Source organism: Streptosporangium saharense, from assembly GCF_014203715.1.
GTDB lineage: Bacteria > Actinomycetota > Actinomycetes > Streptosporangiales > Streptosporangiaceae > Streptosporangium > Streptosporangium saharense.
In genome coordinates, this window is record NZ_JACHJP010000002.1 from 147,425 (window position 1) to 169,967 (window position 22,543).

Consider the following 22,543-nt stretch of genomic DNA (forward strand, 5'->3'; position numbering starts at 1 on the left):
CACCGAACACGGGTGAGGAGCGGTGGGGCATCTTCGACCCACACCGCGAAGGGCCTGGTCACGGCCCTCCCCCCACATGTAGGGAGCTACCGATGACGCACGTCTCCACCAAGCGGCGAGGCCGCCTGTCCGTGGCGCTCGCCGCCGCGGTCACGCTGCTCGCCACAGCGTGCACCGGCGGCGGCGGGGGTGCCGCGAAGGACGTCACCGCCGACTACAGTGCCCAGCCGAAGCAGTCGGGCAGCCCCAAGGACGGCGGCACGGCCACGGTCGCGCTGACGCCGGGGCTCAGCCCGAACTACATCTACCCCTACCCTCCGGCCTCGGCCAACGGCACCGTCATCGCCAGGGGGCTGATGTGGCGCTCCCTCTACCGCCCGAGCGGGGAGGGCAACCAGGTCGCCGACGCCGAACTGAGCCTGGCCGAGCCGCCCACCTACAGCTCCGACCGCAAGACCGTGACCATCAAGATGAAGGACTACAAATGGTCCAACGGCACCCCGGTCACGGCTGACGACGTCGTCTTCTCCCTCGCCCTGCTCAGGGCCGCGCTCGCCGAGAGCCCGGCCAACTGGAGCTTCTACACCCCGGGCCAGTTCCCCGACGGCGTCACCGCGAAGGCCACGGCGAAGGACACCCTCACCCTCGGCCTGGAGACCGCCTACAACCCGTCGTACCTGCTGTCCATGCTGACCCTGCTGTACGTGATGCCCGCCACGGAGTGGAACATCGCCAAGACCGGGGGACCGCACCTGGACTACACGAAGCCGAAGAACGCGACGGCGATCTACAAGTACCTCACGAAGGAGTCCGAGTCCCAGTCCACGTTCGCCAGCAACCCCCTCTGGCAGATCGTCAACGGGCCGTACCGCCTCAGGAGCTTCGACCCGACGACCGGTTCGTTCTCCCTGGCGCCCAACGAGTCCTACAGCGGTCCCGGTGAGTCACGGCTCGACCAGATCGACTTCAAGGCCTTCACCTCGGCCGCCGCCGTACTCAACCAGTTCAAGGCGGGCAACCTGACCGTCGGCACGCTGGACTCCAGCTTCATCACCCAGATCGACGCGCTGAAGGCGAAGGGCTACAACGTCTACGGCGCCCCCGCGCCCGCCAGGTTCGACTCGCTGACCATCAACTTCAAGAACACGGCCGGGAACTTCGACAAGATCATCTCCCAGGCGTACGTCAGGCAGGCCCTGCAGCGGCTGATCGACCAGCGGGGATACATCGCGGGCCGGGGCATCTACAACGGCGCCGGGTCGGTGAACTACAGCACCGCGGGCGAGGGCTCCCCCTACCCGCCGGCCTTCGGCGACACCCCGCCCTACCCGTACGACCCCGCCGCCGCGCAGAAGCTGCTCACCGACAACGGCTGGAAGGTCGTCCCCAACGGCGCGACCACCTGCGAGCGTCCCGGCGACGGGCCCGGCGAGTGCGGCGCGGGCATCTCCCGGGGACAGACAATCAGCTTCACCCTGGCCTCGGCGAACACCCCGGCCTACGTCGGCGCCCGCGACATCGCCTTCGCCTCCGCGGCCAAGAAACTCGGCATCGAGGTCAAGATCGTGACCAAGGCGCTCAACTACATGTACGCCAACTACGGCAACACCTTCGCGCCCGCCACCAAGAACGAGTGGGCGATGCAGGACTACGGACCCCTGTACCTCGCGGCCGGATACCCCAGCGGCAACACGGTCTTCAACACCGAGGGCAGCTTCAACCTGGGCAGCTACGGCGACGCCGAGGCGGACAAGCTGATCAACGCCTCCACGTTCGGGGCGGACGAGAAGGCCCTGTCGGCCGAGGTGACCCGGCTGGCAGAGGACCTGCCCGTGCTCTTCATGCCGACCCCGCACACCCTGGTCGTGTGGAAGGACACCCTGTCCGGCCCGCAGTCGTCGTTCAAGGCGCTGCTCAGCTTCCTGTACACCCCGGAACTCTGGTACTTCCACGACTGAGGAGGACGCATGATCCCCGGCGTGGGCGCACTCGGCGGGACCGACCCCGAGACCGTCGAACCCGGCGACGTCGAGACGCTGCTCGGCCTGGTCGGCGACGCCCGGGTGGTGGCCCTCGGCGAGGGAGCGCACAACATCACCGAGTTCCACAGTCTCAGGGACCTGCTGCTGCGCGTCCTCGTCCGGGAGCTGGGGTTCACGGCGCTGGTGATGGAGTCGGGGTTCCCCGAGGGGCTCGCCGTCGACGCGTGGGTCAACGGGGGACCCGGCCTGGTCGAGGAGGTCGCCCGCGACGGCATCACCTACCGGTTCGGCGAGTGCGAGGCCGTACGGCGGCAGCTGCGCTGGATGCGCGACCTCAACGCGGAGCACCCCGGGAGGGTCCGCTTCCACGGCATGGACCTTCCCGGCTCCTCCACCTCACCCGGCCCGGCGGTGCGAGCCTGTCTCGACCGGATACCGGCGCTGCCCGGGGACGCGGAGCTGCTGCGCCTGAGTGACCTGGGTGGCCGTACGGCGGCGGCGGTCCGTTACGCGGCCATGTCCGCCGCCGAACAGGCCCGGCTGGTCGAGAGGCTCCGCGCGCTGGCGAAGCGGGCCTTTCTGACCGACGACGGGGTCGCGTGCCGGTGCGCGGCCTCGATCCTGGCCTTCGTCGAGGAACTCGACCCACCCGGGGCCGGGCCGTACCCGAGGGAGAGCTTCATGGCGGAGACCGTGGAGTGGATCCTCGGGCGGGAGGGGCGGGTTGTGGTGAGCGCCCACAACGCGCACGTGCGGCGTTCCCCGTTCCTGGGCAGGCCGACGCTGGGCGGCCTGCTCGACGCCACGCTCGGCCCCGGCCTCGTCGTGATCGGGACGACGTACGGCACCGGCCCCGAGGTCAGGTTCACCCAGCGCTCCCCGCGCCCGTTCGACTGCGAGGTCTCCCTGCGCGAGCGGCCTACCCCGCCGCCGAACTCCGTCGAGTCACGCCTCGAACGCCTCGGCCCGCCGGTGACCGTCGTCGATCTGCGCCGCGTGCCCGACGGGTTCCTCGACGGCGTCGAGGGCACGCTCGCCAGCGGCGGTCTCGACCCCGTCGACGACTTCCCCTCGGCCTACGACGCGCTCGTCCACGTCCGCGAGGTCACCCGGGTCCCCGGCGCGTTCGAGCGGCTGCGCGCGGAGTTCGAGCACCCAGAAGATCCGGAGTCACCGTGACCCTTCGCTACCCGCCCGCCCGCACCGTCGAGGTCTTCGAGGACGTCGCGGGCGTCCGCGTGCCCGACCCCTACCGCTGGCTGGAACAGGAGACCGACGAGGTACGGCACTGGCAGCGACGCCAGGCCGAGCTCGCCACCGCCACCGTCTACGAGGGGCGGGACCGGCGGGCCGTACAGGACCTGATCAGGGCCTATGACAGCGGCTCCCGCCCGGCCCTGCCCAGGCACGCGGCGGGCCGCTGGTTCCGCGCGGTGACCCCGCCCGGCGGCGGGGCGCCCGCGGTGGTGGTCGCCGACCGGCCGCTCGGCGCCGGACGCACGGTGATCGACCTGGCGGGGTACGGCGAGGCGTTCCTGTCCTGGCTGGCGCCGTCACCGGACGGCCGGATCCTGGCCCTGGGCGTCTGCACCGACGGCAGCGAGCACAACACCATCCACCTCGTGGAGGTCGACTCGGGGCGGACGCTCGACGGCGCGCCGGAGCAGATCCTGCACAGCGCGTGGGCCGGGGGCGTCTCGTGGCTGCCCGACAGCGGCGGCTTCTACTTCTTCGCCCTCACCGGCTCGCCACGGGAGTTCCGGCAGGCGGTGTTCCTGCACCGGCTCGGCGGGGCCACGACCGTCGAGCCGATCCCGGTGGGGGAGGGGTCCCGGGAGTACACCCTCGTCCAGACCTCACCGGACGGCCGCTGGGCCGTCGCCGCCCACCGGGTGGGCAGCCCGGTCCCCGTCGCGGTCCGCGACCTGTCGGATCCCGGGGCGCGGTGGCGTCCCTTCGTCACCGGGTGCGCGGGGACGGTCGCCGGGCACGTCGTCGGTGACTCCTATGTCGCCGTGACCGACGTCGGCGCCCCCAGGGGCCGGGTGGTCGCGATCCCGCTCGACACAGCCGACCCCGGCGACCCCGGGACGTGGCGGGAGATCGTCCCGGAGGGGGAGACCGTGCTGCGCTCCCTGACGCCGGTCGGCGAGCACCTGTATCTCAGCGAGTTCGACCGGACGTTCGCCAGGGTCAGGATCATCGACCGTTCTGGCACGGTCGTCGGCGAGGTCCCCCTTCCCGGCCGTGGCGCGCTCTCCGCCCCCTTCTTCGCGCTGACCGCCCTGGCCGTCGGCGCCCCAACCGACGATTTCGTCTTCGCCTTCTCCACCCCGACCAGTTCCTGGGGCCTGTACCGGCACCGCCCCGGCGAGCAGGAGCCGGAGACCCTGATCGCCCCGACCGTCGTCCTCGACGCCAGCCTTGAGGAGGGGTGGGCCGTCGCGCCGGACGGCGTCAGGGTCCCCTACCACGTGGTGTGCCCCTCCGGGAGCGACCCGGCACGCCCCGCACCGACCTTGATCTCCGCGTACGGCGCGGCCAACGTGCCCCTGCTGCCGCAGTACCAGCCCGACCTGGCCGCCTTCGTCGCCGCGGGCGGCGTCCTCGTCCAGGCCTACCTGCGCGGGGGCGGCGAGTTCGGCCGGGACTGGTACCTGGCCGCGCACCGGGAGAACAAGCGCGTCCGCGACTCCGACCTCGTCGCGGTCGCCGAGCACCTCGTCGCCGAAGGCCTCACGGCCCCCGACCGGCTCGCGCTGACCGGCGGGTCGGACGGCGGCCTCATGTGCGGGGTCGCGGTCACCACGCGGCCCGACCTGTGGCGCGCCGTACTGCCCAGGGAGCCGCTGCTCGACCTCGTCGGCGGTACCCGGGACCCCTACCTCGACTTCGTCATCCGCAAGGCGTGGGCCGATCCCGACGACCCCGAGCAGGTGCGCCGCCTCCTGGGGCTCTCGCCGTACGAGCTGGTGAAGCCGGGTGTCTTCCCCGCCGTCTACGTCCAGGCGGGGGCGGCCGACCCGCGGTGCGGGCCCTGGCACGCGCGCAAGTTCGTCGCGCGGCTGCAGGCCGCCCAGCGGGGGAGCGAGCCGATCCTGCTGCACGTCTTCGACAACGCGGGCCACGGCGCGGCGACCCCCCATGACGTCGCGGTCGCGCAGGACGCCGAGTGGCTGGCGTTCCTGATCGGGACGCTCAGCCTTCCGGGGCCGACCTGATCGACATCAGCCGCAGCTGGAGCATGGCCGAAAGGCGCGCGTCCGGGTCCTTGAGGTCGATCCTGCCGACCTCGGCCGCGCGCCGCAGCCGGTAGCGGAACGTGTTGGGGTGCACGTACATCGCGGCCGAGGCCACCGCGACGTCGCCGAAGGCGTCGAGCCAGGCGCGCAGCGTCTCCACCAGGCTGCTCTGGTTCTCCCTGTCGTAGGCGACGATGCGCGCGACGGCCCCGCTGGGGATGTCCCCGCGCGGGACGAGATCGGCCATTTCGAGCAGCAGCGCCTCGGCGTGGACCTCGTCCAGGAGGGCGACCTGCCGCCCGGCGAGCCCGGAGCGCAGGACCCGCAGCGCCCGTTCCGCCCCCGAACGGGACCGGGCGAGCGCCGAGCTGTCCGTGGCGAGCTGGCCGACCCCGACCAGCGGACGCAGCCGGGAGCCGACCCTGGCCAGGAACTCGGAGGCGATCCACACCGCCCGCTCCTCGGCGTCCTGCCGGTCCTGCGGCACGGGAAGGATGCCGTAGGCGACGTCGCCGATCAGCGCCGCGGCGGCGCGCGGATGCACGGCGGACAGGTGCATGGCGAAGGCGTCGGCCAGCCGTTTGCGCTCGGTGGCGAGCTGCGCGGGCAGCGGGTGCTCGCTGGCCGAACCGACGACGGTGAGCGCGAGGACGACCGCGGCCTCGTCCTTCAGGCCGAGACGGCGGACCGCCTCCAGTGATCCGGGGCCGCTCTCCAGGGCGGTGCTCAGCAGCTCGGCCCGCAGCCGCCGTTCCATGTCCGTGTCGGCCCGCTGCCACACCATGTGCATAGCGACGAGCTTGGACGCCTCGTAGAGCGCCTGGCTGCGCTCCTCGTTCAGCGGCTCGGGGACGACCACCCAGATCGTGCCGAGGATCTCGTCCCCGGCGCGCACCGCGATCGCCGCGCGGGGCAGCTCCGGCGGCCGGGACGCGTCGCCCGTCTCCGGCAGGGGCGCGACGAAGACGGGCCTGTCGCTGCGGTAGATCGCCTGGAACACCCCGCGCTCCTCCAGGATGCGGGTGTAGTGCTCGGGGACCTGGCGGCCGAGGATCGTCTGGATGCGCGAGGGGTCCGTGTCCTCCTGCCTGCTGGAGAAGGCCAGCAGCCGCGAGTTGCGGTCCTCGATCGTGACGGGCGCGTCGAGCAGCGCGGCGATGGCGTTGGCGACCGCGAACAGGTCGCCGGAGCGGATCCGGCCCAGGGTGTGGGCGTCGGCGCCGTACAGGCCGCTCTCCGCGGTCAGCGCCTTGAGCATCCCCGTCAGGTGCGTCCAGGAGGCGCCGCGGGCGAAGGACAGGACCGCGACGCCCGACTCGCGGGCCGCCGCGACGAGCCGTTCGTCGGGCACGACGGGGGCGCGGACCACCAGCCCGGCGGCGCTGTGCCGCCCGAGCTGGGTCACGACCCGCGCGATGTCGGCGGGGTCGGCCAGGCCGACGCCCATGACCAGCGCGTTCTCCGGCAGCGCGGGTTCGTCGAGCGGGTCGTGGATGACGACTCCGCCGACGTCACGGGTGAGCCTGACGTCGCCACAGACCACGTCGAGCAGGGTTGTACCGAGTTCCTCCAGGACGCGCCCGAGGCTGGCTCGCGGGAGGCCGGTCACGGGGACAAGCACACAGCCGAAGCTAGCCTGACCTGGGCATGTCGTCGTTCGTACCGCATGATGAAATGATGCCATCCCGTTCGTCGGACGGGACAACCTCACCCCGTCGTGAGGGGCACCCACTCCTTCGCGACCGTGACGGCCTCCAGGACCTCGGGGATCGGGGTGACGCCGAGGCCGGGTCCGGTGGGCACGGCGAGGTGCCCGTCTTCGAGGCGGAACGGCTCGGTGAGGTCGGTCCGGTAGTAGCGCTCGGACGCCGAGGTGTCGCCGGGCAGGACGAAGCCGGGCAGCGCGGCCAGGGCGACGTTGGCGGCCCGGCCAACGCCCGTTTCGAGCATGCCGCCGCACCAGACGGGGACGTTGTGCGCGGCGCAGACGTCGTGGATCCGCCTGGCCTCCAGATAGCCGCCGACCCGGCCGGGTTTGATGTTCACCACCCGGCAGGCCCCCAGCGTGATCGCGTCGGCGGCGGCGCGGGCGGAGACGATCGACTCGTCGAGGCAGATCGGGGTGGTGATCCGCCTGGCGAGCTCCGCGTGCCCGAGAAGGTCGTCCTCGGCCAGCGGCTGCTCGATCAGCAGGAGGTCGAACGGATCGAGCTTGGCCAGGTGCCCGGTGTCGCCGCGCCGGTAGGCGGTGTTGGCGTCCACCTGGAGCGCGATGTCGCCGAACCGCTCCCGCACGGCACGGACCGGCTCGACGTCCCAGCCGGGCTCGATCTTCAGCTTGATCCGCAGGTAGCCCGCCTCAAGGTAGGCGGCGACCACGTCGAGCAGCTCGGGGATCGAGTCCACGATGCCGACGGAGACCCCGCACGGCACCCTCTCGCGGACGGCGCCGAGAGCGTGGCCGAAGGAGACGCCGCGGGCGCGGAGGTCGGCGTCAAGGACCGCCATCTCCAGGGCCGCCTTGGCCGTACGGTGCCCCTTGAACGGCGCCAGGGCCGGGGCGACCCGCTGCGGGGTCAGGTCCGCCACCCCGGAAAGCGCCGGGACCAGGAAGGAGCGCAGCACGTCGGCCGCGGCGCGGGTGTACTCCGAGGAGTACAGCGGGGCCGTCCCCGCGCCGCACTCGCCCCACCCCTCAGCCTCGTCGGTGACGACCCTCAGCAGCAGCGCCTCCCGCACGTCCTCGGTGCCGAACGACGTCCTGAAGGGTGAGACGAGCGGCACCTCGACGGTACGGATCTCGACGCCGGTGATCTTCACTTCGACTCCTGTCTGTCCACGATGTACCAGCCCGCGCGGTCGAAGCCGCGCACCACGGCGCCCTCGGTGAGCAGCTCGCACAGGACGTCCCGCAGCGCGCCACGCCACCTGGCGGCGCGGGCCGGGTCGCTCTCCCGCATGCCCTCGATGTCGGCGGGGACGCCGACCAGCACGGTCCGCGCGTCGCTCCGGCCCGCGACGGGACAGTCGTCGGGGGAGACGCCCAGCCCCACGACCGCCCCGTCGGCAAGGGCCGCGCGCGCGTCGGCGGCCCTGGGACGGCCGACGCAGGCCGCCTCGACGTCGGGTGACCCCAGCCGCCACCGGACCATGATCCGGTCGGTGTCGTCGCTGCGGTTGATGTCGTCGTCCATCGGGCCGTAGAAGTTCGGCAGATACTCGTCCGCGTCCGCGGCCAGCTTGGTGATGTTGAAGTAGGCGTTACGCCTGATCAGCGGGTCGTAGGTCCAGCAGACCTCGTTGACGCCGCGCGGCAACGCCCAGGCGCGCTGGTGCAGCTTCATCGCGAACCCGACGTTGCGCCCCTGCACCCGTGCGGAGACCCCGGCGATGTGACTGTGCAGGGCCTCCCGCGCGGGAGGGGAGAAGAAGCCGAAACAGGCGCCGACCATCTCGTCCCCGTCGAAGGCACCGCTCACGTAGCTGCCCGCCTTCGCCATCGCGACCAGCAGGTCGGCCGTCACCGGGGGGTTGTTCTCGCCCGTACGCCAGATGTGCTCGTACAGGCGACGGACCCCTTCGAGGTCACCGACGCTGTCGAGCAGGCGGATGTCGATGCCCGCGGTGCGCTCGGCGGCCTCGGCCGCGGCACACGCCGCGTCGACCAGCCGGGAGTCGCGACGGTCACGGATGAGATCGGTCACGTACGTCATGGTTTCAGCAGGTCCCGCCCCGTAGCTGGTCCAAGCGCACGGGACGAAAGGGGGTGTTTCGTCCACCCGGACAACCCTCCCGCCAAACCCCCTTCCACCGGGCCCGCCGGGTCCGCTTCTGTCGGGGCTGCTTTCGTAGGGTCCGTTTCTGTCCGGGCTGCTGAGTTCGCTTTCGCCGAGCCTGCTGGGTGCACCCGGTTCGCCGGAAAGGCCGGGCTCGCTGTCGTCAGCAGTTCGGCGGTCAGTGCGGTGAGCAGCCGGGTCCGTCCCGGCAACTCCGCCGTGATCACGTGTTCGTCGTCGGCGTGCGCGCCACCGCCGACCGCCCCCAGCCCGTCGAGGGTCGGGACGCCGACCCCCGCGGTGAGGTTCCCGTCCGAGGCGCCACCGACGGCGACCGAGGTGAGCGGCCCGACCCCCAGGGCCTCCGCGATCCCGCAGGCCCGCTCGAACAGGTCCCTCGACGCCGTGGCCGCGAGCGGTGGCCGGTTCGGACCGCCCACGACCTCCACCTGCGCCCCGGTCAGGTACGGCCGCAGCCCCCGCATGGCCGTGTGGACACGACGCTGCTCGGCGGCGTGCCGTACCCGGACGTCGACGGCGAGCCGTGCCGCGGCGGGAACGGTGTTCACCGTGGTGCCCGCCTCCAGGCGGGCGGGTGTGACGGTCGTGCCCAGCGCGGGATCACCCAGCGCCGCGACGGCCATGACCTGGTGGGCCAGCTCGACCGCGGCGTTCACCCCGCGCTCCGGCTCCAGCCCGGCGTGCGCGGCCCGTCCCCGCACCAGGACCTCGTACCGTGACACGCCCTTGCGCTCGGTCTTCAGGGCTCCACCGGGACCCGCGGCCTCCAGGACGAGGGTGGCCGCGCACCGCCGTGCCTCGTCCTCGACGAGTTCCCGTGAGGTGGGGGAGCCGGGCTCCTCGTCGCCGGTGATCAGGAGGGTCACGCCGTCTAGGGTGTCCAGCGCCGCCAGGGCGTGGAAGGCCATCACCAGCCCCGCCTTCATGTCGAAGCACCCGGGCCCGCGCAGCACCCCGTCACGGACCTCGAACGGATGCGTCTCCAGCGAGCCGAGCGGCCACACCGTGTCGTGGTGGCCGAGCAGCAGCACCCGGGGCTCACGGCCGAAGCGCCAGCGGAGATGGGTGCGTCCGTCGACGACGAGCCGCTCGGCCTCGGCCCCCAGGTAGCGGGCACCCAGCTCGGCGACCGCCTCCGCGCTGCGGGCCACCGCCGCCAGGTCGTCGGACGGGGACTCACAGCGCACGAGCCGCTCGATGTCGGCGATCATCGCGGCCTCCCGCGCCCTCTCGTGGAGCACGGACGGCGCGGCACGGCGTTCTGTCACGATGGCACCCCTCCCGTTGACGTACGGCCCAAGCATCGTGAGCCGTTCCATGAACGGAGTCGTCGCGACGGCCAACATTGCCGCCCATGATCGGTCCACGACGACGAACCGGGTGCCCTCATACGGTCTCTGGCCGGATGTCGCGCAGGCTGACCAGGAGTTGGGTGGCCAGTGCCCGGGGGAGCAGGTGGGTCTCGTCCAGGCCGACGGCGATCTGGTGGCGGGTCTCGACGATCCTGCCGTCGTCGTCGTGGCCGTAGAGGTTGGCCAGCACCCCGATGGGAGTGTGGTCGCCGACCGTGCAGACGAACGGCCTTCCACGCCGCAGATGCGGACAGGCGCCCAACGCCTCGGTCACGTGCTCCCGGCAGGTCGGCGGCCCCACGGTCGGCCAGGGAGCCGTTTTGCCGACCGGCGCCGACGACAGGACCCACCACAGCCGCCCCGTCACGGGATCGGTCGCCGACTGGCCGCACACCCGGCACAGTCCCTTGAGCATGCAACGACGCTGCCGCAGGGTGTGGACCATGGCCCACAGGACCTTCCCCTCCCGCCTGCTACCGCACCGCGCCCACAGCGCCCCGAACATCCACTCACCCGGCAGAGCGTCCCGATAGGCCAACCGCCCACCCTCGAAGGTGAGCGGCAACTCCACGCTCTCCTCGGCATACGGCGTGATGTACGGCTTACGCGGACTGGTCATGCGTTGACGGTAGGAGTGAGCGTCGTCGGCGATCGACGAGTGTGCAGAAAGTTGCAGCACCTCTAGTCGCCGAGCGCCTCCAAGGACGCCAGGATCAGGGATCGCGCCGCGTCACCGTGGACCGCCATTGAGGTCAGCAGTTGGAATGCCTGGGCGTACAGGGCGATTTCCCCCGGCGCGGTGATCCGCAGCCATCCTGACACGAACTCGGCGCTCACCTGTTTCTCGTCGAACATGAAGAACATCTCGGTCGGCCTGAGCCGCGTACGGTCCGCGTTCAGGGGGACGACGCCGAGGCTGATCGACGGCAACGACATCACCTCAAGCAGGTGACGAAGCTGATCGGCCAGAACCCGCGCGCCGCCGATCCGGTAGCGGAGAGCGGACTCCTCCACCACGATCGCGAAGCGACGGTCACCGTGTACGACCTTCTGCTTGGCGACTCGAACGGCCACGGTCTCCTCGACGTCGTCGGTCAACCCGCGCCGGTTCTTGGTGGCGGTCAGCAGGGCGCGTATGTAGCCCTCGTGCTGCACCGGCCCGGGAATCAAGCATGAGGAGTAGATGCGGAACCACCTGGTGGCCTCCCACAGCGGGACCACGGACTTGTTGGCCTGCCGTAGTCCGGTTCGTTCAAGTCGTCGCCATTCGGTCCACATGGTGTCCGCGGCGACCAGAGAGGCGATCAGGTCCGACGCCCGGTCGTCCGCGCCGCACAGAGCACACCAGGTACGGATGTCCTCAACGGAGGGGGCGGTGACCGCGTGCTCAAGCTTGGACACCTTTGTCGGGTGCCAGTTCGCGGCGGCGGCAAGCGTCCGCCCGTTCAGCCCGGAGGTGACGCGAATCTCTCGGAGCCGATCTGCGAGCGCTTGCCGCGCCGCCTGCGCGGAAGAGGTGACGGCCATGGCGGTGGAACGGGTTAGATCCTGTACTCCTCGTGGTCGATCCCGCGTTCCCAACCGCTGTCGAATCCCGTGACGCAGAGTTTCACGACCGCTGGATCCGTGGTGAGCTCCTTGCCCTCGGGCGACACCTCACCTTCTCCGGTGAAGTGGTTGAACAGCACGGTCTCGCCGTCGATGATCCAACAGTCGTTACCGGGAAGGGCCAGGTCGGACGCGCGGCGCCGAGGCAGCCACCGGATCCGCTCACCCGCCTCGATGTTCGACGCGGTGGTTTCGTACTCGAACCGGATGTACTCGCTGACCGGCTCGGAGACGATCCGCAGCCGCCGTACCTCCACGCCTCGTGCGGTGACCTCGCGGATGAGATCCAGCCATGGACGGGTTTTGCGCTGCTGGAAGTCCTCCGACCGGCCTTCACGCCAGGCGACGAACCACGGGTCGGAGCGCATGTAACCGTCGCGCATCTCCAGGTGGTAAGCGGTGTGCCTGGCTCCTCTGACGAGATCAACCGGACTGGGGACCGCTGTCGTCACGCCTCACTCCCGGGAAGAGATCAATCATGTCGTCGGGGAAAGCAATCAGTGTCTCATTCGCGGGGATGCGGTCGCGTCCGGCGGCGGCGAGCAGTTCGGCTTCCAGCTCGGGGTCCTCCACCCGGTATCCCTGCATGTAGACGAGACGCTTCTCCTCGTCCACCCACAGCGTGGGGGACTCCCCGTCCGGTGAGGCGTCCCACTTTCCGACGTACCTGATGCCCATGAAGACCTCCTTGACGGAAGTGTGCACAAGAACGCAGTGCACGGACCTGGTCACACAGATGTGAGCTTGGAGGGGGAGGACAAGATCGTCAAGCGGTTCACACGAATGGGTCAGCCGTTGCTCGAAGGGAGAGGTTGTCTGACGCAGGCGACCGGGTGGCCGGTGCCTCGGTCGGTCAGCTCGGGGGGATGCTCGGCGCAGGTGTCCAGGGCGTACGGGCAGCGGGAGCGGAACGCGCAGCCGCTCGGTGGCCGCAGCGGGCTCGGTGGGTCGCCGCGCAGGATGATCCGTTCGCCCCGGTGGTGCGGGTCGGGCACCGGGGCCGCCGCCAGCAGGGCGCGGGTGTAGGGGTGCGCGGGCCGTTCGAAGATCTCCGAGGTCGTGCCGGTCTCCACGACCTTTCCGAGATACATGACCGCGACGCGGTGCGAGATGTGCCGTACGACGGCCAGGTCGTGCGCGATGAAGACGTAGGCCAGCCCGAACTCGCGTTGCAGCTGCCGCAGCAGGTTGATGACCTGGGCCTGGATCGACACGTCCAGCGCGGAGACCGGTTCGTCGCACACCAGGACGTCGGGGCGGAGCGCGAGCGCGCGGGCGATGCCGATGCGCTGGCGCTGCCCCCCGGAGAACTGGTGCGGGTAGCGGTCGATGTGCTCGGGGTTGAGACCCACGGTCCGCAGCAGCTCCCGTACCCGGCCTCGCCGGTCGTCGGGCGCCGCGTCACGGTGCACCGCGAACGGCTCGGCGATGATCTGGCCGACCGTCATCCGGGGGTCCAGTGACGAGTAGGGGTCCTGGAAGACGATCTGCACCTGGCGCCGCAGGTCACGCAGCCGCCGCCCGTCGAGCGCCGCGATGTCGACGCCCCGGTAGCGGATGTGGCCGCCGGTCGGCCGCTCAAGCCGGATGAGCAGCTTCGCGAGCGTCGACTTGCCGCACCCGGACTCGCCGACGATCCCCAGCGTCTCCCCGGCCCTGAGCTGGAACGACACGCCGTCGACGGCCTTGACCACCCCGGCCTGCCGCTTGACGAGGTGGCCTCGCCGTACCGGATAGTGCTTGGTCAGTTCTTCGACCCTCAGCAGTTCCTCGCCGGTCACGACGCCTCCTTCCTGGGCCTGCCGATGACGAACCCGAAGTTGTGGGGGTGCACCAGGTGTGCTCGGGGCACCGAGAGCAGGATGCCGTCGCCGGGGGAGCGGTACTCCTCGATGACCGTCAGCTCGACCGGGGACAGCAGCCTGCCCAGCGGTTCGCCCTCGGTGGTCGGGGTCAGCAGCCGCTCTGCGGTGATCTCGGGGACCAGCATGCCGCCGTGGCCTGGCCGAAGGTCCCAGGCGACCTCGACCTCGGTGACCGGGCGGGGCTCGACGGGCTCGTCGATCATGCCCAGGTGCCCCATCACGCGGCGTACGCCCTCGACGTTGCGGGCCAGCCACTCCTCCTCGTGCCGCGCCCCGAAGCCGAGCCCGCCGACCTCGATCCCAATGGCCGGGACACCCGCCGCGCTCGCCGCGTCGAACACCGAGTTCGGATAGGCGCTCGCCGCGTCCTCCCCCTGGATGTACGGCATGCCGAAGGCGACGGCCAGTTCACGGCACCCGGCCGACAGCGGTCCGGTCGCGTCGTAGAGCACGACTCCCCAGGTCGAGCCCCACGGCCCCGGATGGAAGTCGAGCAGGTGGGTGGAGCGCCGTACGACCTGCTCGACGAGCACGTGACCTGTGCGGCCGGTGATCGACGCGGTGTCCCGCAGGATCGCCTTGTTCATGTTGACGAAGCCGACCTGCTGGATGTCCACCGAGTAGCGGCTCGCGGTCCGCAGCGCGTAGGGGTTGGCGGCGGGCACGACGACCAGGGTGCCGCGCAACCTCGCGGGGTCGACGCCCTCCAGCACGGCGCGCAGCACGCCGTGGGAGAACCACTCGTTCCCGTGGACCCCGGACAGCAGCGTCAGCGTCGGCCCGTCCTCGACGCCGGTGACGACGTGGGCGTGGAGGACGACCTCGGAGCCGTCGAGGTCGGTCAGCACCGGCCAGCGGAGCAGTTCACGACGGCCCGGGGTGCCGCGGAGGGGGGAGGGCATCAGCGCGGTGTCCTTTCTACGGTCAGGTGCAGGCAGGCGGCCAGGTGTCCGTCGGAGACCTGGCGCAGGCCGGGCTCGCTCTCGTCGCACTCGGCGGTACGGCGCGCGCAGCGGGGCGCGAACGCGCAGCCGGACGGCAGCGCGGTCATCGTCGGAGGCGAGCCGGGGATGGCCCACAGCTCCTCGTCGGCCGGCCGGTCAAGGCGCGGGACCGACTCCAGCAGGCCACGGGTGTACGGCATGGCGGGACTGTCGAAGACGTCGGCGGCGGTGCCGGTCTCCACCAGGCGGCCCGCGTACATCACCGCGATCCGGTCCGCGACCTCGGCCACGATGCCCAGGTCATGGGTGATGAGCAGGATCGCCGCCCCGGTCCTTTCCCGTACGGCCCGCAGCGCGGCGAGCACCTGGGCCTGCACGGTCACGTCGAGAGCGGTGGTCGGCTCGTCGGCGATGATGAGGTCCGGGTCGTTGGCGATGGCCATGGCGATCACCACCCGCTGGCGCATCCCGCCGGAGAACTGGTGCGGGTAGTCGCGCAGCCGGTTGCGGGCGTCGGGCACGCCGACGACGTCCAGGAGTTCGGCGGCCCGATCGCGGGCGGCGGCCCAGGAGCCTCCCTGGTGGACCCGGACGGCCTCGGCCACCTGGTCGCCGATCGTGTGCACCGGGCTGAGCGAGGACATCGGGTCCTGGAACACCATCGCGACGCGCCGCCCGCGCAGGCGCCGGTAGCGCGGCTCGGCCAGCCCGACGAGTTCCTGCCCGTCCAGGCGGACGGAGCCGCTGACCGTCGCGGCGGGCGGCAGCAGCCCCATGATCGCGGCGGCGGTGACCGACTTGCCGGACCCGGACTCCCCGACCAGCCCGACGACCTCGCCCCGCCGCAGGTCAAGGTCCAGGTGGCGTACGGCGGGCACGTCGTCGCCGGGGGCGGCGAAGACCACCCGCAGGTCCCGGACGGACAGCAGCACGTCGCCGGGGATCACGCCGGTGCGTTCGACCGGCTTGGCCAGGTAGCGGCGCCTGCGCGGTCCCCTCGTCTGGGCCGGGTCGAGCGCGTCCCGCAGGCCGTCCCCGATGAAGTTGATCGACAGGGCGATGAGCAGGATGACCACGCCGGGGGAGTAGAACAGCCAGGGCCGGGTGCCCACCGCGGACTGGGCGTTGGCGACGAGCAGGCCGAGCGAGGTGTCCGGGGGCTGGACGCCGAAGCCGATGAACGACAGCGCGGTCTCGGCGAGGATCGCGCTGGCGACCAGGATCGTCACCGACACGATGATCGGCCCCGCGATGTTGGGCAGGATGTGCGAGACCATGATCCGGGTGTTGGAGGCGCCGAGCGCGCGGGCCGCGGCGACGAACTCGCGTTCCCGCAGGCCGAGCACGACGCCCCGCACGACCCTGGCGACCGTGGTCCACATCAGGGCGGCGAGCACCGCGGCGATGAGGAACCAGCCGCTCTTGCCGGCGAAGTTGTGCCCGAGCACGGCGGCGACCGCGATCGTCGGGACGGTGAGGAAGAGGTCCACGACCCGCATCAGCAGCGCGTCGGTCTTGCCCCGGTGGAATCCGGCGACGACGCCGGTCACCGTACCGATGAGGGCGGCGCCCAGGGCCACGCTCAGCGCGATGAGCAGCGACTGCTGGGTGCCGCGCATCACCTGGGCCAGCAGGTCGTGGCCGAGGGAGTCGGTGCCGAGCGGGTGGGCGGCCGACGGAGGGCGGGAGTTGTCCGGGGTGATCTCGTCGTACCCGTAGTGCCACAGCAGCGGCCCGACGAAGGCGAACAGCGCCACGAGCGTGAGGACGGCGAGCGCGGCGACGGCGAGCCTGTGCCGCAGGAACCGGGTGGCGACGGTGCGCCACTGGCCCGGCTCGGCGCCGGTCACGGGGGCCGGTGAGGAGTCAGCGGACATGACGGATCCTCGGGTCGAGGGCGGCGTACAGGATGTCGGCCACCAGGTTGAACACCATCACCGCCAGCGCCGCGACGAGCAGCCAGGCCATCACGGCGTTGACGTCCCGCGCGTTGATGGACGACAGCAGGTAGTCGCCCATGCCCCGCCACTGGAAGACCGTCTCGGTGATCACCGCCCCGGCGAAGACCGCGGTGAAGTCCAGCGCGATGACCGTGATCAGCGGGGTGAGGGCGGTGCGCAGCGCGTACTTGCGCAGCACCGTGCGCCGGGGCAGCCCCTTGGCGGTGGCCAGCCTGACGTAGTCGCTGTTGAGGACCTCCAGCATGGACGAGCGCTGGAAGCGGCTCCACACCGCGAAGTGGATCAGCACCAGGGTGACGGTCGGCAGGATCATGTGCCCGGCGACGTCGGCGAGCTGCGCCAGGAACGTCGGCGGGGGCGGCACCGACCTGTCGCCGATCATGTAGAAGGTCTCCGTGCCGGTCGCCCGGTTGAACTGGATGCCGCCCTGCTTGAGCAGGATCGCCAGCCAGAACGACGGCATCGCCAGGAACAGGAAACCGGCGGAGGTGAACAGGTAGTCCAGCCAGGAGTACTGGCGGACCGCGCTGACGACCCCGACCAGGATCGCCAGCACGGCCGCGACCAGCATCGCGACGAGCACGAAGCGCATGGTCACACCCAGGCGCGTGCCGATCTCCACGGCGATGGAGGCGTTACGGTTGACCGAGGGGCCGAAGTCGCCCCGCACGACCCCGGTCAGCCAGTCCCCGTACCGTTCGAGCACGGGCTGGTCGAGGCCGAGCCGTACCTCCTCCGCGGTGATCGTCTCCGGTGGAACCGGCGGTTGACGCTCCCGCAGCTCGGTCAGCGGGTCACCCGACCCGGCGACCGTGAGGAAGATGAGGAACGTCGACACGAGCAGCACCGGGACGGCGACCAGCAGCCGCCTCAGGGCGAAGCCCAGGATCTCCATGGGGAATCCTCCGTGCCCGTCGTCCGTCAGTCCTCGCCGCCGGCGATCCTGCGGATGCGGCCCCAGTGCCAGAACGGGACCCGGAAGTCGATCTGGTCGGCCCATCCGAAGAACGCGTCGCTGCGCAGCAGGTAGATGCAGTACCAGAAGAGCGGGACCACGCTGACGTCGCGCGCCCACACCTCCTGCAGGTGCCGGTAGTGGGCGATCCGCTCCCGCCGGTCGACGGTCGCCCTGGCGGCGGCGTAGCAGGCGTCGGCCTCCGGGTTCGACAGCCTCAGGTGGTTGCGCTGCCCACCGGTGGCCAGTCTGCTGGCGGTGATGTCCGGGTCGGGCATCATGTTGCCGCCGCTGATGGTCAGGTCGAAGTCGCCCTCCCCGGAGACCTGGCGGCTCCACGTCTCGGAGTCGAGGCCGCTGTGCTCGACGTGGATGCCGACCGCGGCGAGGTCCTCCGCGACGCTGGCCGCCAGACCTCCGTGGCCGTCGAAGGTGGCCATGTAGTAGAGCCGCAGCGACATCCGCAGGCCGTCCGCGTCGCGCGGGTATCCCGCCTCGTCGAGCAGCTTCTCCGCCTGGGCGGCGTCGTGACCGACCGCGGTCACGTCCTCGGCGACGGCGAAGCTGCTGCCGGGGAAGAAGTTCGCCCACGGCTCCGACCAGCCGGGCTCGGCGAAGCGGCGCAGCCGTTCCCGATCGACCGCGTGGGCCAGCGCCAGCCGCAGCCGGTGGTCTGACCACCGTTCCTGGCGGTAGTTGAAGCCGAGCAGCGCGACGCCGGGGCCGCGCTCCCGGTAGACCTCGGCGTGCTTCGCGCCCTCGGCCAGCGGCAGCCGCTTCATCGTCAGCACGTCCTGCGGCGCGTAGTGCGCCCGGCCGTCGGCGATCATCCGGACGCACTCGTCGAGGTCGGGCTCGACGAGCAGGGTGACCCGGTCAACACCCGCGGGCGGCCCCCAGTAGCCGTCCCACCTCTCCAGGACGATGCGTTCGCCGGGGACGTGCTCGGCGAAGCGGAACGGCCCTGAGCCGACGGGCCGCTGGTTGCAGGGGTTGTCGGCCCAGTCGGTGCCCTCGTACAGGTGCTTGGGCAGCACGTGGGTCGCGGCGAAGTTGCCAAGCTGGGTGAGGAACGCGGCGTTCGGCTCCTCCAGGACGTACTCGACAAGGTGCTCGTCGAGCACCGTGATGTCCGCGATGCCGTGCAGGAACGAGGCGGCGTGGTAGCCGTTGGCCAGCGCGGTCAGGTGGGTGTAGGCGACGTCGTGCGCGGTGACCGGACGGCCGTCGTGCCAGCGGGCGTGCCGGTTGAGCTGGAACCGCCAGCGCCGCCCGCCGTCCAGGCACTCCCAGTGCTCGGCCAGGTCCGGGTAGGACGCCGCGCCGCCGACCTCGGTGACGATCAGGCGGCTGTAGATGTTGTTGGCGACGAAGTAGCCCGCGCCTCCGACAACGTTGCGGTACGACTCGTTGATCTCGGTCGCGTCCACGGGTACGACGACGATGTACTCGTCCAAGTCCCTTTTCCTCTCCTTCTTGTTCTTCGTGAGAACGCCTGGATCTCAGGCGGGAAACGGGTGGTCAGGGGGTGGGGCGGATGCGGCCCCAGTGCCAGAACGGGACCCGGAAGCCGATCTGGTCGGGCCAGCCGAAGAAGTCGTCGCTGCGCAGGTAGTAGGCCGCATACCAGAACAGCGGCACCCAGTCCACGTTGCGCGCCCAGACCCGCTGCAGCTCCCGGTAGTGCTCGCCACGCCGTACCTGATCGACGGTCGCGCGGGCGGCGGCGTAGCAGGCGTCGGCCTCGGGGTCGGACAGGCGGGTGTGGTTGCGGCCGCCACCGGTCTCGAACCGGCTTGCGGTGATCTCCGGGTCCGGGATCATGTTGCCGCCGCTGATCGACAGGTCGAAGTCCGCCTCCCCGGCCACCTCGCGTGACCAGGTGGGGGAGTCGAGTCCGGCGACCTCGACCTCAACGCCGACCGCGCGCAGGTTCTCGGCGAGCGCGGCGGCGATGCCCGCGTGCCCGGTGAAGGTCTTCATGTAGACCAGCCGCAGTGGCGTATCGGTGAGACCGCTCTCGCGCAGCAGCCGGGCGGCGAGCTCCGGGTCGAAGCCGGGCGCGGTCGCGTCGTCGGCGTGGGCCCAGCCGACGCTGCGCGGCAGATAGTGCGCGTACGGCTCCGACCAGCCGGGGTCGGCGAGCGGCTCAAGCGCGCGCCGGTCAACCGCGTGCGCGATCCCGGCCCGGGCCCGCCGGTCGTTCCAGCGCTTCCTGGTGTGGTTGAAGCCGAGCACCGCGATGCCGGGACCCCGCTTGCGCCACAGCGAGGCGGCCGTCGCGCCCTCGGCCAGGTGCAGCCTGGGGAAGGTGAGCACGTCCTGGACCAGGTAGTGCGCCCGGCCGTCGGCAACCTTGCGTACCGCCTCGTCGAGGTCGGGCTCGATGTCGAGCACCACCCGGTCGATCCTGGGCGGCGGCCCCCAGTAGTCCTTCCAGGCTTCGAGGACGACGCGTTCGCCGGGGACGTGCTCGGCGAAACGGAACGGTCCAGAGCCGACCGGCCGCTGGTTGTAGGGGTTGATCGCCCAGTCGGTGCCCTCGTAGAGGTGTTTGGGCAGCACGTGGGCGAAGACCAGGTTCCCGAGCTGGGCGAGGAACCCGGCGTTCGGCCTGCGCAGCACGTACCGCAGCGTGTGGTCGTCGATCACCTCGATGTCCTGGACGTCGTGCAGGAACGAGGCGGCGTGGTAGCCGTTGGCCAGCGCGGTCAGGTGGGTGTAGGCCACGTCGTGCGCGGTGACGGGCTGTCCGTCGTGCCAGCGGGCGTGCCGGTTGAGCTGGAAGCGCAGGGTTCTGGCGTCCGGCGCCATCTCCCAGTGTTCGGCCAGGTCGGGGTAGGCGGCGGGGGAGCCGGTGTCGTAGACGACCAGGCGGCTGTAGACGTTGTTGGCGACGAAGTAGCCCGCGGATCCGACGAAGTTGCGGTAGACCTCGTTGAACTCGACGGCCGGGGCCGGGACCTCGACGACGAAGTCCACGCTCCGCTGACGGTCAGCCGCCATTCTTGACACCCCACTCCTGGGCGTTGTAGCTGGTGCCGAAGCGGGTGGGGTTGACCCGGACATTGCCCAGGTCGTTGCGGTAGGCCAGCAGGGTCGGCGTCTGGTACAGCGGCAGCGTCACGGCCTTGTCGCTGATGCGCTCGTCCACCTTGTTCAGCAGCTCCACGACCTGCTTGGGGTCGAGCGTCTCGGCGGCGTCGGAGAGCCAGCCGTCGAGTTCGGAGTCCTTGTATCCGGTGTGGGTGCCCTTGGAGCCGAACACGGACTGGGCAGTGGCGGTGGGGATGACGTCGAGGTTGGTGCCGAAGACGATCAGGTCGAAGTCGCCGGTGTTGACCGTGGTGCCGAGGCTGTCGGTCTCCTGGAGTTGGAGGGTGATGCCGAGCTGCTTGAGCTGGTTCTGCACGAGCACCGAGGTGTCCAGCCGCATCTGGTTGCCCTTGCTGTAGCGCATCCGCAGCGTGGGCACCGGCTTGCCCTTGGGGTCGGTGAGCCCGTCGTTCCCGATCGTGTATCCGGCGTCGGTGAGGATCTTCTTCGCGGCGTCGACCTGGCCGCCGCCCAGGCCCTTGCCGGTGACGTTGTCCGTGTAGGCGTCGACGCCCTCAAGCTTCTGGCCCGGCATGAAGTTGCGGTTGCCCAGCGGCTTGGTGTCGGCGGAGAACTGCCCGATGGTCTTGTCGATGACCGCCTGCCGGTCCACGGCCGTGAAGATCGCTCGGCGCAGCGCCTGGTCGGACAGGGCCGGGTGCGCGGTGTTGACGTCCAGGTGTTCGTAGAGCAGGCCGGAGGCCATCATCGTGGTGACGTTGCCGATGCCCCTGAGCTGCTCGACGAGGTCGAGGGTCGGGCGCGGCACCACGACCTGGATCTCGTTGTTGGCCATGGCCGTCACGGCCTGCCGCTCGTCGGTGAGAATCCTGAAGATGAGCTGGTCCAGCCGTGGGCCCTCGCCGTACCACGTGGGGTTCTTCTTCATGGTCACCGACTGGTTCGGCACGTGCTGCTCGATGAGGTACGGCCCGCCCGACCAGGTGGGCACGGTGGTGGTGAAGTAGTCGTTGAACGAGGCGGCCAGGTCGCCGTGCTTGGCGGCGACGTGGGCCGGGAGCAGGTAGGGGAACATCAGCCGCCACGGCTGGTAGGTCTTCTTGAACGTGACGGTGACGGTCCTGCCGTCGCCACCGGTGACCGAGGCCACCTGGTCGTATCCCGCGGTGGTCGCGGGCTGACAGGTCGGGCACTGCTTGGGGTCCTGGACCTGCCAGGTGTACTTGAAGTCGTCGGCGGTGATCGGCGTGCCGTCCGACCAGGTCGCCTCGGGGCGGATCGTGTACTCGACGGTCTGCGGCGACTCCTTGACGACCTTGGCGTCCAGCAGCAGCGCGTCGTTCTTGGCCATCGTGAAGTCCGGCATGGAGATCATCGCGTGCGGCAGGACGGGGTTGAGGATCTGCCGGTAGCCGAAGACGTCGCCGGTCGCGTGCAGGATGTTCCAGTTCTTGACGTCCACGTCGACCGAGTAGGTGACCGTTCCGCCGTCGCGCACCTCGGACTTGTTGGCGTCGAGCTGCCCGGCCTGCATGCCCGTCGCCACGGTCTGGCCGTCGCCGGTTCCCTCGGTGGTGCCGCATCCGGCGAGCACGGCGACCGCCGCCAGGGCCGCGCCGTACCTGATCCGTGCACCTTTGATCCGCGTCATCGCGCTCTCCCTCGTGCGCCGCGCCGGCAGAGATCGCCGGCCTGTGCCGGGTACTGGCCACCGTGGGGGGTGGGGCCAACCCGGAGTAAGCTCGGACCGTACGGAACGTACACACAGCACGTCAATGCA

The 22,543-nt window shown here is 70.9% G+C and carries 18 protein-coding genes; 3 read left to right on the plus strand and 15 right to left on the minus strand.

Annotated features, from left to right (window positions below):
- The first annotated feature begins 92 nt into the window (after positions 1-92).
- From FHS44_RS09765 to FHS44_RS42285, 3 genes are read left to right on the plus strand one after another with little or no spacing between them, the layout of a single operon-like run.
- The gene (locus tag FHS44_RS09765; protein ID WP_184713651.1) at positions 93-1,958 is read left to right on the plus strand and encodes an ABC transporter substrate-binding protein; all 1,866 of its coding nucleotides are present in this window, start codon (positions 93-95) and stop codon (positions 1,956-1,958) included.
- Between the two features lie 9 nt (positions 1,959-1,967).
- A complete protein-coding gene (locus FHS44_RS09770) occupies positions 1,968-3,161 on the plus strand; it encodes an erythromycin esterase family protein (protein WP_184713652.1) in 1,194 nt (397 codons plus the stop codon).
- Positions 3,158-5,203 (plus strand): prolyl oligopeptidase family serine peptidase, encoded by a 2,046-nt coding sequence (locus FHS44_RS42285; protein WP_184713653.1) that lies wholly within the window; start codon positions 3,158-3,160, stop codon positions 5,201-5,203. The genes FHS44_RS09770 and FHS44_RS42285 overlap by 4 nt, the downstream gene beginning before the upstream one ends.
- Here the strand turns inward: FHS44_RS42285 and FHS44_RS09780 are convergent.
- From FHS44_RS09780 to FHS44_RS09850, 15 genes are all read right to left on the minus strand, one after another.
- On the minus strand, positions 5,181-6,845 hold the full coding sequence (locus tag FHS44_RS09780) for a helix-turn-helix domain-containing protein (protein ID WP_312863586.1): 1,665 nt from the start codon (positions 6,843-6,845) through the stop codon (positions 5,181-5,183). The two genes, FHS44_RS42285 and FHS44_RS09780, sit on opposite strands and share 23 nt — an antisense overlap.
- Positions 6,846-6,931: 86 nt before the next feature.
- Entirely contained in the window at positions 6,932-8,044 is a 1,113-nt protein-coding gene (gene menC, locus FHS44_RS09785; protein WP_184713655.1) for an o-succinylbenzoate synthase, read from the minus strand.
- Positions 8,041-8,928 (minus strand): GNAT family N-acetyltransferase, encoded by an 888-nt coding sequence (locus FHS44_RS09790; RefSeq protein ID WP_312863587.1) that lies wholly within the window; start codon positions 8,926-8,928, stop codon positions 8,041-8,043. The genes menC and FHS44_RS09790 overlap by 4 nt, the downstream gene beginning before the upstream one ends.
- Before the next feature lie 5 nt (positions 8,929-8,933).
- Positions 8,934-10,289: a M20 family metallopeptidase gene (locus FHS44_RS09795; protein WP_312863588.1), complete on the minus strand. Its 1,356-nt coding sequence runs from the start codon at positions 10,287-10,289 to the stop codon at positions 8,934-8,936.
- Positions 10,290-10,407: 118 nt separating this feature from the next.
- Complete coding sequence (locus tag FHS44_RS09800; protein WP_184713657.1) at positions 10,408-10,992, minus strand: hypothetical protein; 585 nt, start codon at positions 10,990-10,992, stop codon at positions 10,408-10,410.
- A 62-nt stretch (positions 10,993-11,054) separates the two neighbouring features.
- Positions 11,055-11,900, minus strand: coding sequence for a helix-turn-helix domain-containing protein (locus FHS44_RS09805; protein ID WP_184713658.1), 846 nt, complete (start codon positions 11,898-11,900; stop codon positions 11,055-11,057).
- A 14-nt stretch (positions 11,901-11,914) separates the two neighbouring features.
- The gene (locus tag FHS44_RS09810; protein ID WP_184713659.1) at positions 11,915-12,433 is read right to left on the minus strand and encodes a DUF6879 family protein; all 519 of its coding nucleotides are present in this window, start codon (positions 12,431-12,433) and stop codon (positions 11,915-11,917) included.
- On the minus strand, positions 12,405-12,659 hold the full coding sequence (locus FHS44_RS09815; protein ID WP_184713660.1) for a hypothetical protein: 255 nt from the start codon (positions 12,657-12,659) through the stop codon (positions 12,405-12,407). The genes FHS44_RS09810 and FHS44_RS09815 overlap by 29 nt, the downstream gene beginning before the upstream one ends.
- A gap of 110 nt (positions 12,660-12,769) precedes the next feature.
- Complete coding sequence (locus FHS44_RS09820) at positions 12,770-13,762, minus strand: ABC transporter ATP-binding protein (protein WP_184713661.1); 993 nt, start codon at positions 13,760-13,762, stop codon at positions 12,770-12,772.
- Positions 13,759-14,748, minus strand: a complete 990-nt coding sequence (locus tag FHS44_RS09825; protein WP_184713662.1) for a succinylglutamate desuccinylase/aspartoacylase family protein — start codon at positions 14,746-14,748, stop codon at positions 13,759-13,761. Before FHS44_RS09825 ends, FHS44_RS09820 begins: the two co-directional genes overlap by 4 nt.
- Positions 14,748-16,667 (minus strand): dipeptide/oligopeptide/nickel ABC transporter permease/ATP-binding protein, encoded by a 1,920-nt coding sequence (locus tag FHS44_RS42290; RefSeq protein ID WP_184713663.1) that lies wholly within the window; start codon positions 16,665-16,667, stop codon positions 14,748-14,750. The genes FHS44_RS09825 and FHS44_RS42290 overlap by 1 nt, the downstream gene beginning before the upstream one ends.
- Positions 16,657-17,646, minus strand: a complete 990-nt coding sequence (locus tag FHS44_RS09835) for an ABC transporter permease (protein ID WP_221460633.1) — start codon at positions 17,644-17,646, stop codon at positions 16,657-16,659. The genes FHS44_RS42290 and FHS44_RS09835 overlap by 11 nt, the downstream gene beginning before the upstream one ends.
- A 26-nt stretch (positions 17,647-17,672) precedes the next feature.
- Complete coding sequence (locus FHS44_RS09840) at positions 17,673-19,163, minus strand: ABC transporter substrate-binding protein (RefSeq protein WP_184713664.1); 1,491 nt, start codon at positions 19,161-19,163, stop codon at positions 17,673-17,675.
- Positions 19,164-19,227: 64 nt separating this feature from the next.
- Positions 19,228-20,712: an ABC transporter substrate-binding protein gene (locus FHS44_RS09845; protein WP_184713665.1), complete on the minus strand. Its 1,485-nt coding sequence runs from the start codon at positions 20,710-20,712 to the stop codon at positions 19,228-19,230.
- The gene (locus FHS44_RS09850) at positions 20,702-22,414 is read right to left on the minus strand and encodes an ABC transporter family substrate-binding protein (protein WP_184713666.1); all 1,713 of its coding nucleotides are present in this window, start codon (positions 22,412-22,414) and stop codon (positions 20,702-20,704) included. Before FHS44_RS09850 ends, FHS44_RS09845 begins: the two co-directional genes overlap by 11 nt.
- Between the last annotated feature and the right edge of the window lie 129 nt (positions 22,415-22,543).

Excerpts from the sequence above, each read along its gene's own strand:
- FHS44_RS09800 (WP_184713657.1), bottom strand. The coding sequence starts at position 10,992 with ATGACCAGTCCGCGTAAGCCGTACATCACGCCGTATGCCGAGGAGAGC.
- FHS44_RS09845 (WP_184713665.1), bottom strand. The coding sequence starts at position 20,712 with ATGGCGGCTGACCGTCAGCGGAGCGTGGACTTCGTCGTCGAGGTCCCG.
- FHS44_RS42290 (WP_184713663.1), bottom strand. The coding sequence starts at position 16,667 with ATGTCCGCTGACTCCTCACCGGCCCCCGTGACCGGCGCCGAGCCGGGC.
- FHS44_RS09825 (WP_184713662.1), bottom strand. The coding sequence starts at position 14,748 with ATGCCCTCCCCCCTCCGCGGCACCCCGGGCCGTCGTGAACTGCTCCGC.
- FHS44_RS09770 (WP_184713652.1), top strand. The coding sequence starts at position 1,968 with ATGATCCCCGGCGTGGGCGCACTCGGCGGGACCGACCCCGAGACCGTC.
- FHS44_RS09805 (WP_184713658.1), bottom strand. The coding sequence starts at position 11,900 with ATGGCCGTCACCTCTTCCGCGCAGGCGGCGCGGCAAGCGCTCGCAGAT.
- FHS44_RS09765 (WP_184713651.1), top strand. The coding sequence starts at position 93 with ATGACGCACGTCTCCACCAAGCGGCGAGGCCGCCTGTCCGTGGCGCTC.
- FHS44_RS09835 (WP_221460633.1), bottom strand. The coding sequence starts at position 17,646 with ATGGAGATCCTGGGCTTCGCCCTGAGGCGGCTGCTGGTCGCCGTCCCG.
- FHS44_RS09815 (WP_184713660.1), bottom strand. The coding sequence starts at position 12,659 with ATGGGCATCAGGTACGTCGGAAAGTGGGACGCCTCACCGGACGGGGAG.
- FHS44_RS09850 (WP_184713666.1), bottom strand. The coding sequence starts at position 22,414 with ATGACGCGGATCAAAGGTGCACGGATCAGGTACGGCGCGGCCCTGGCG.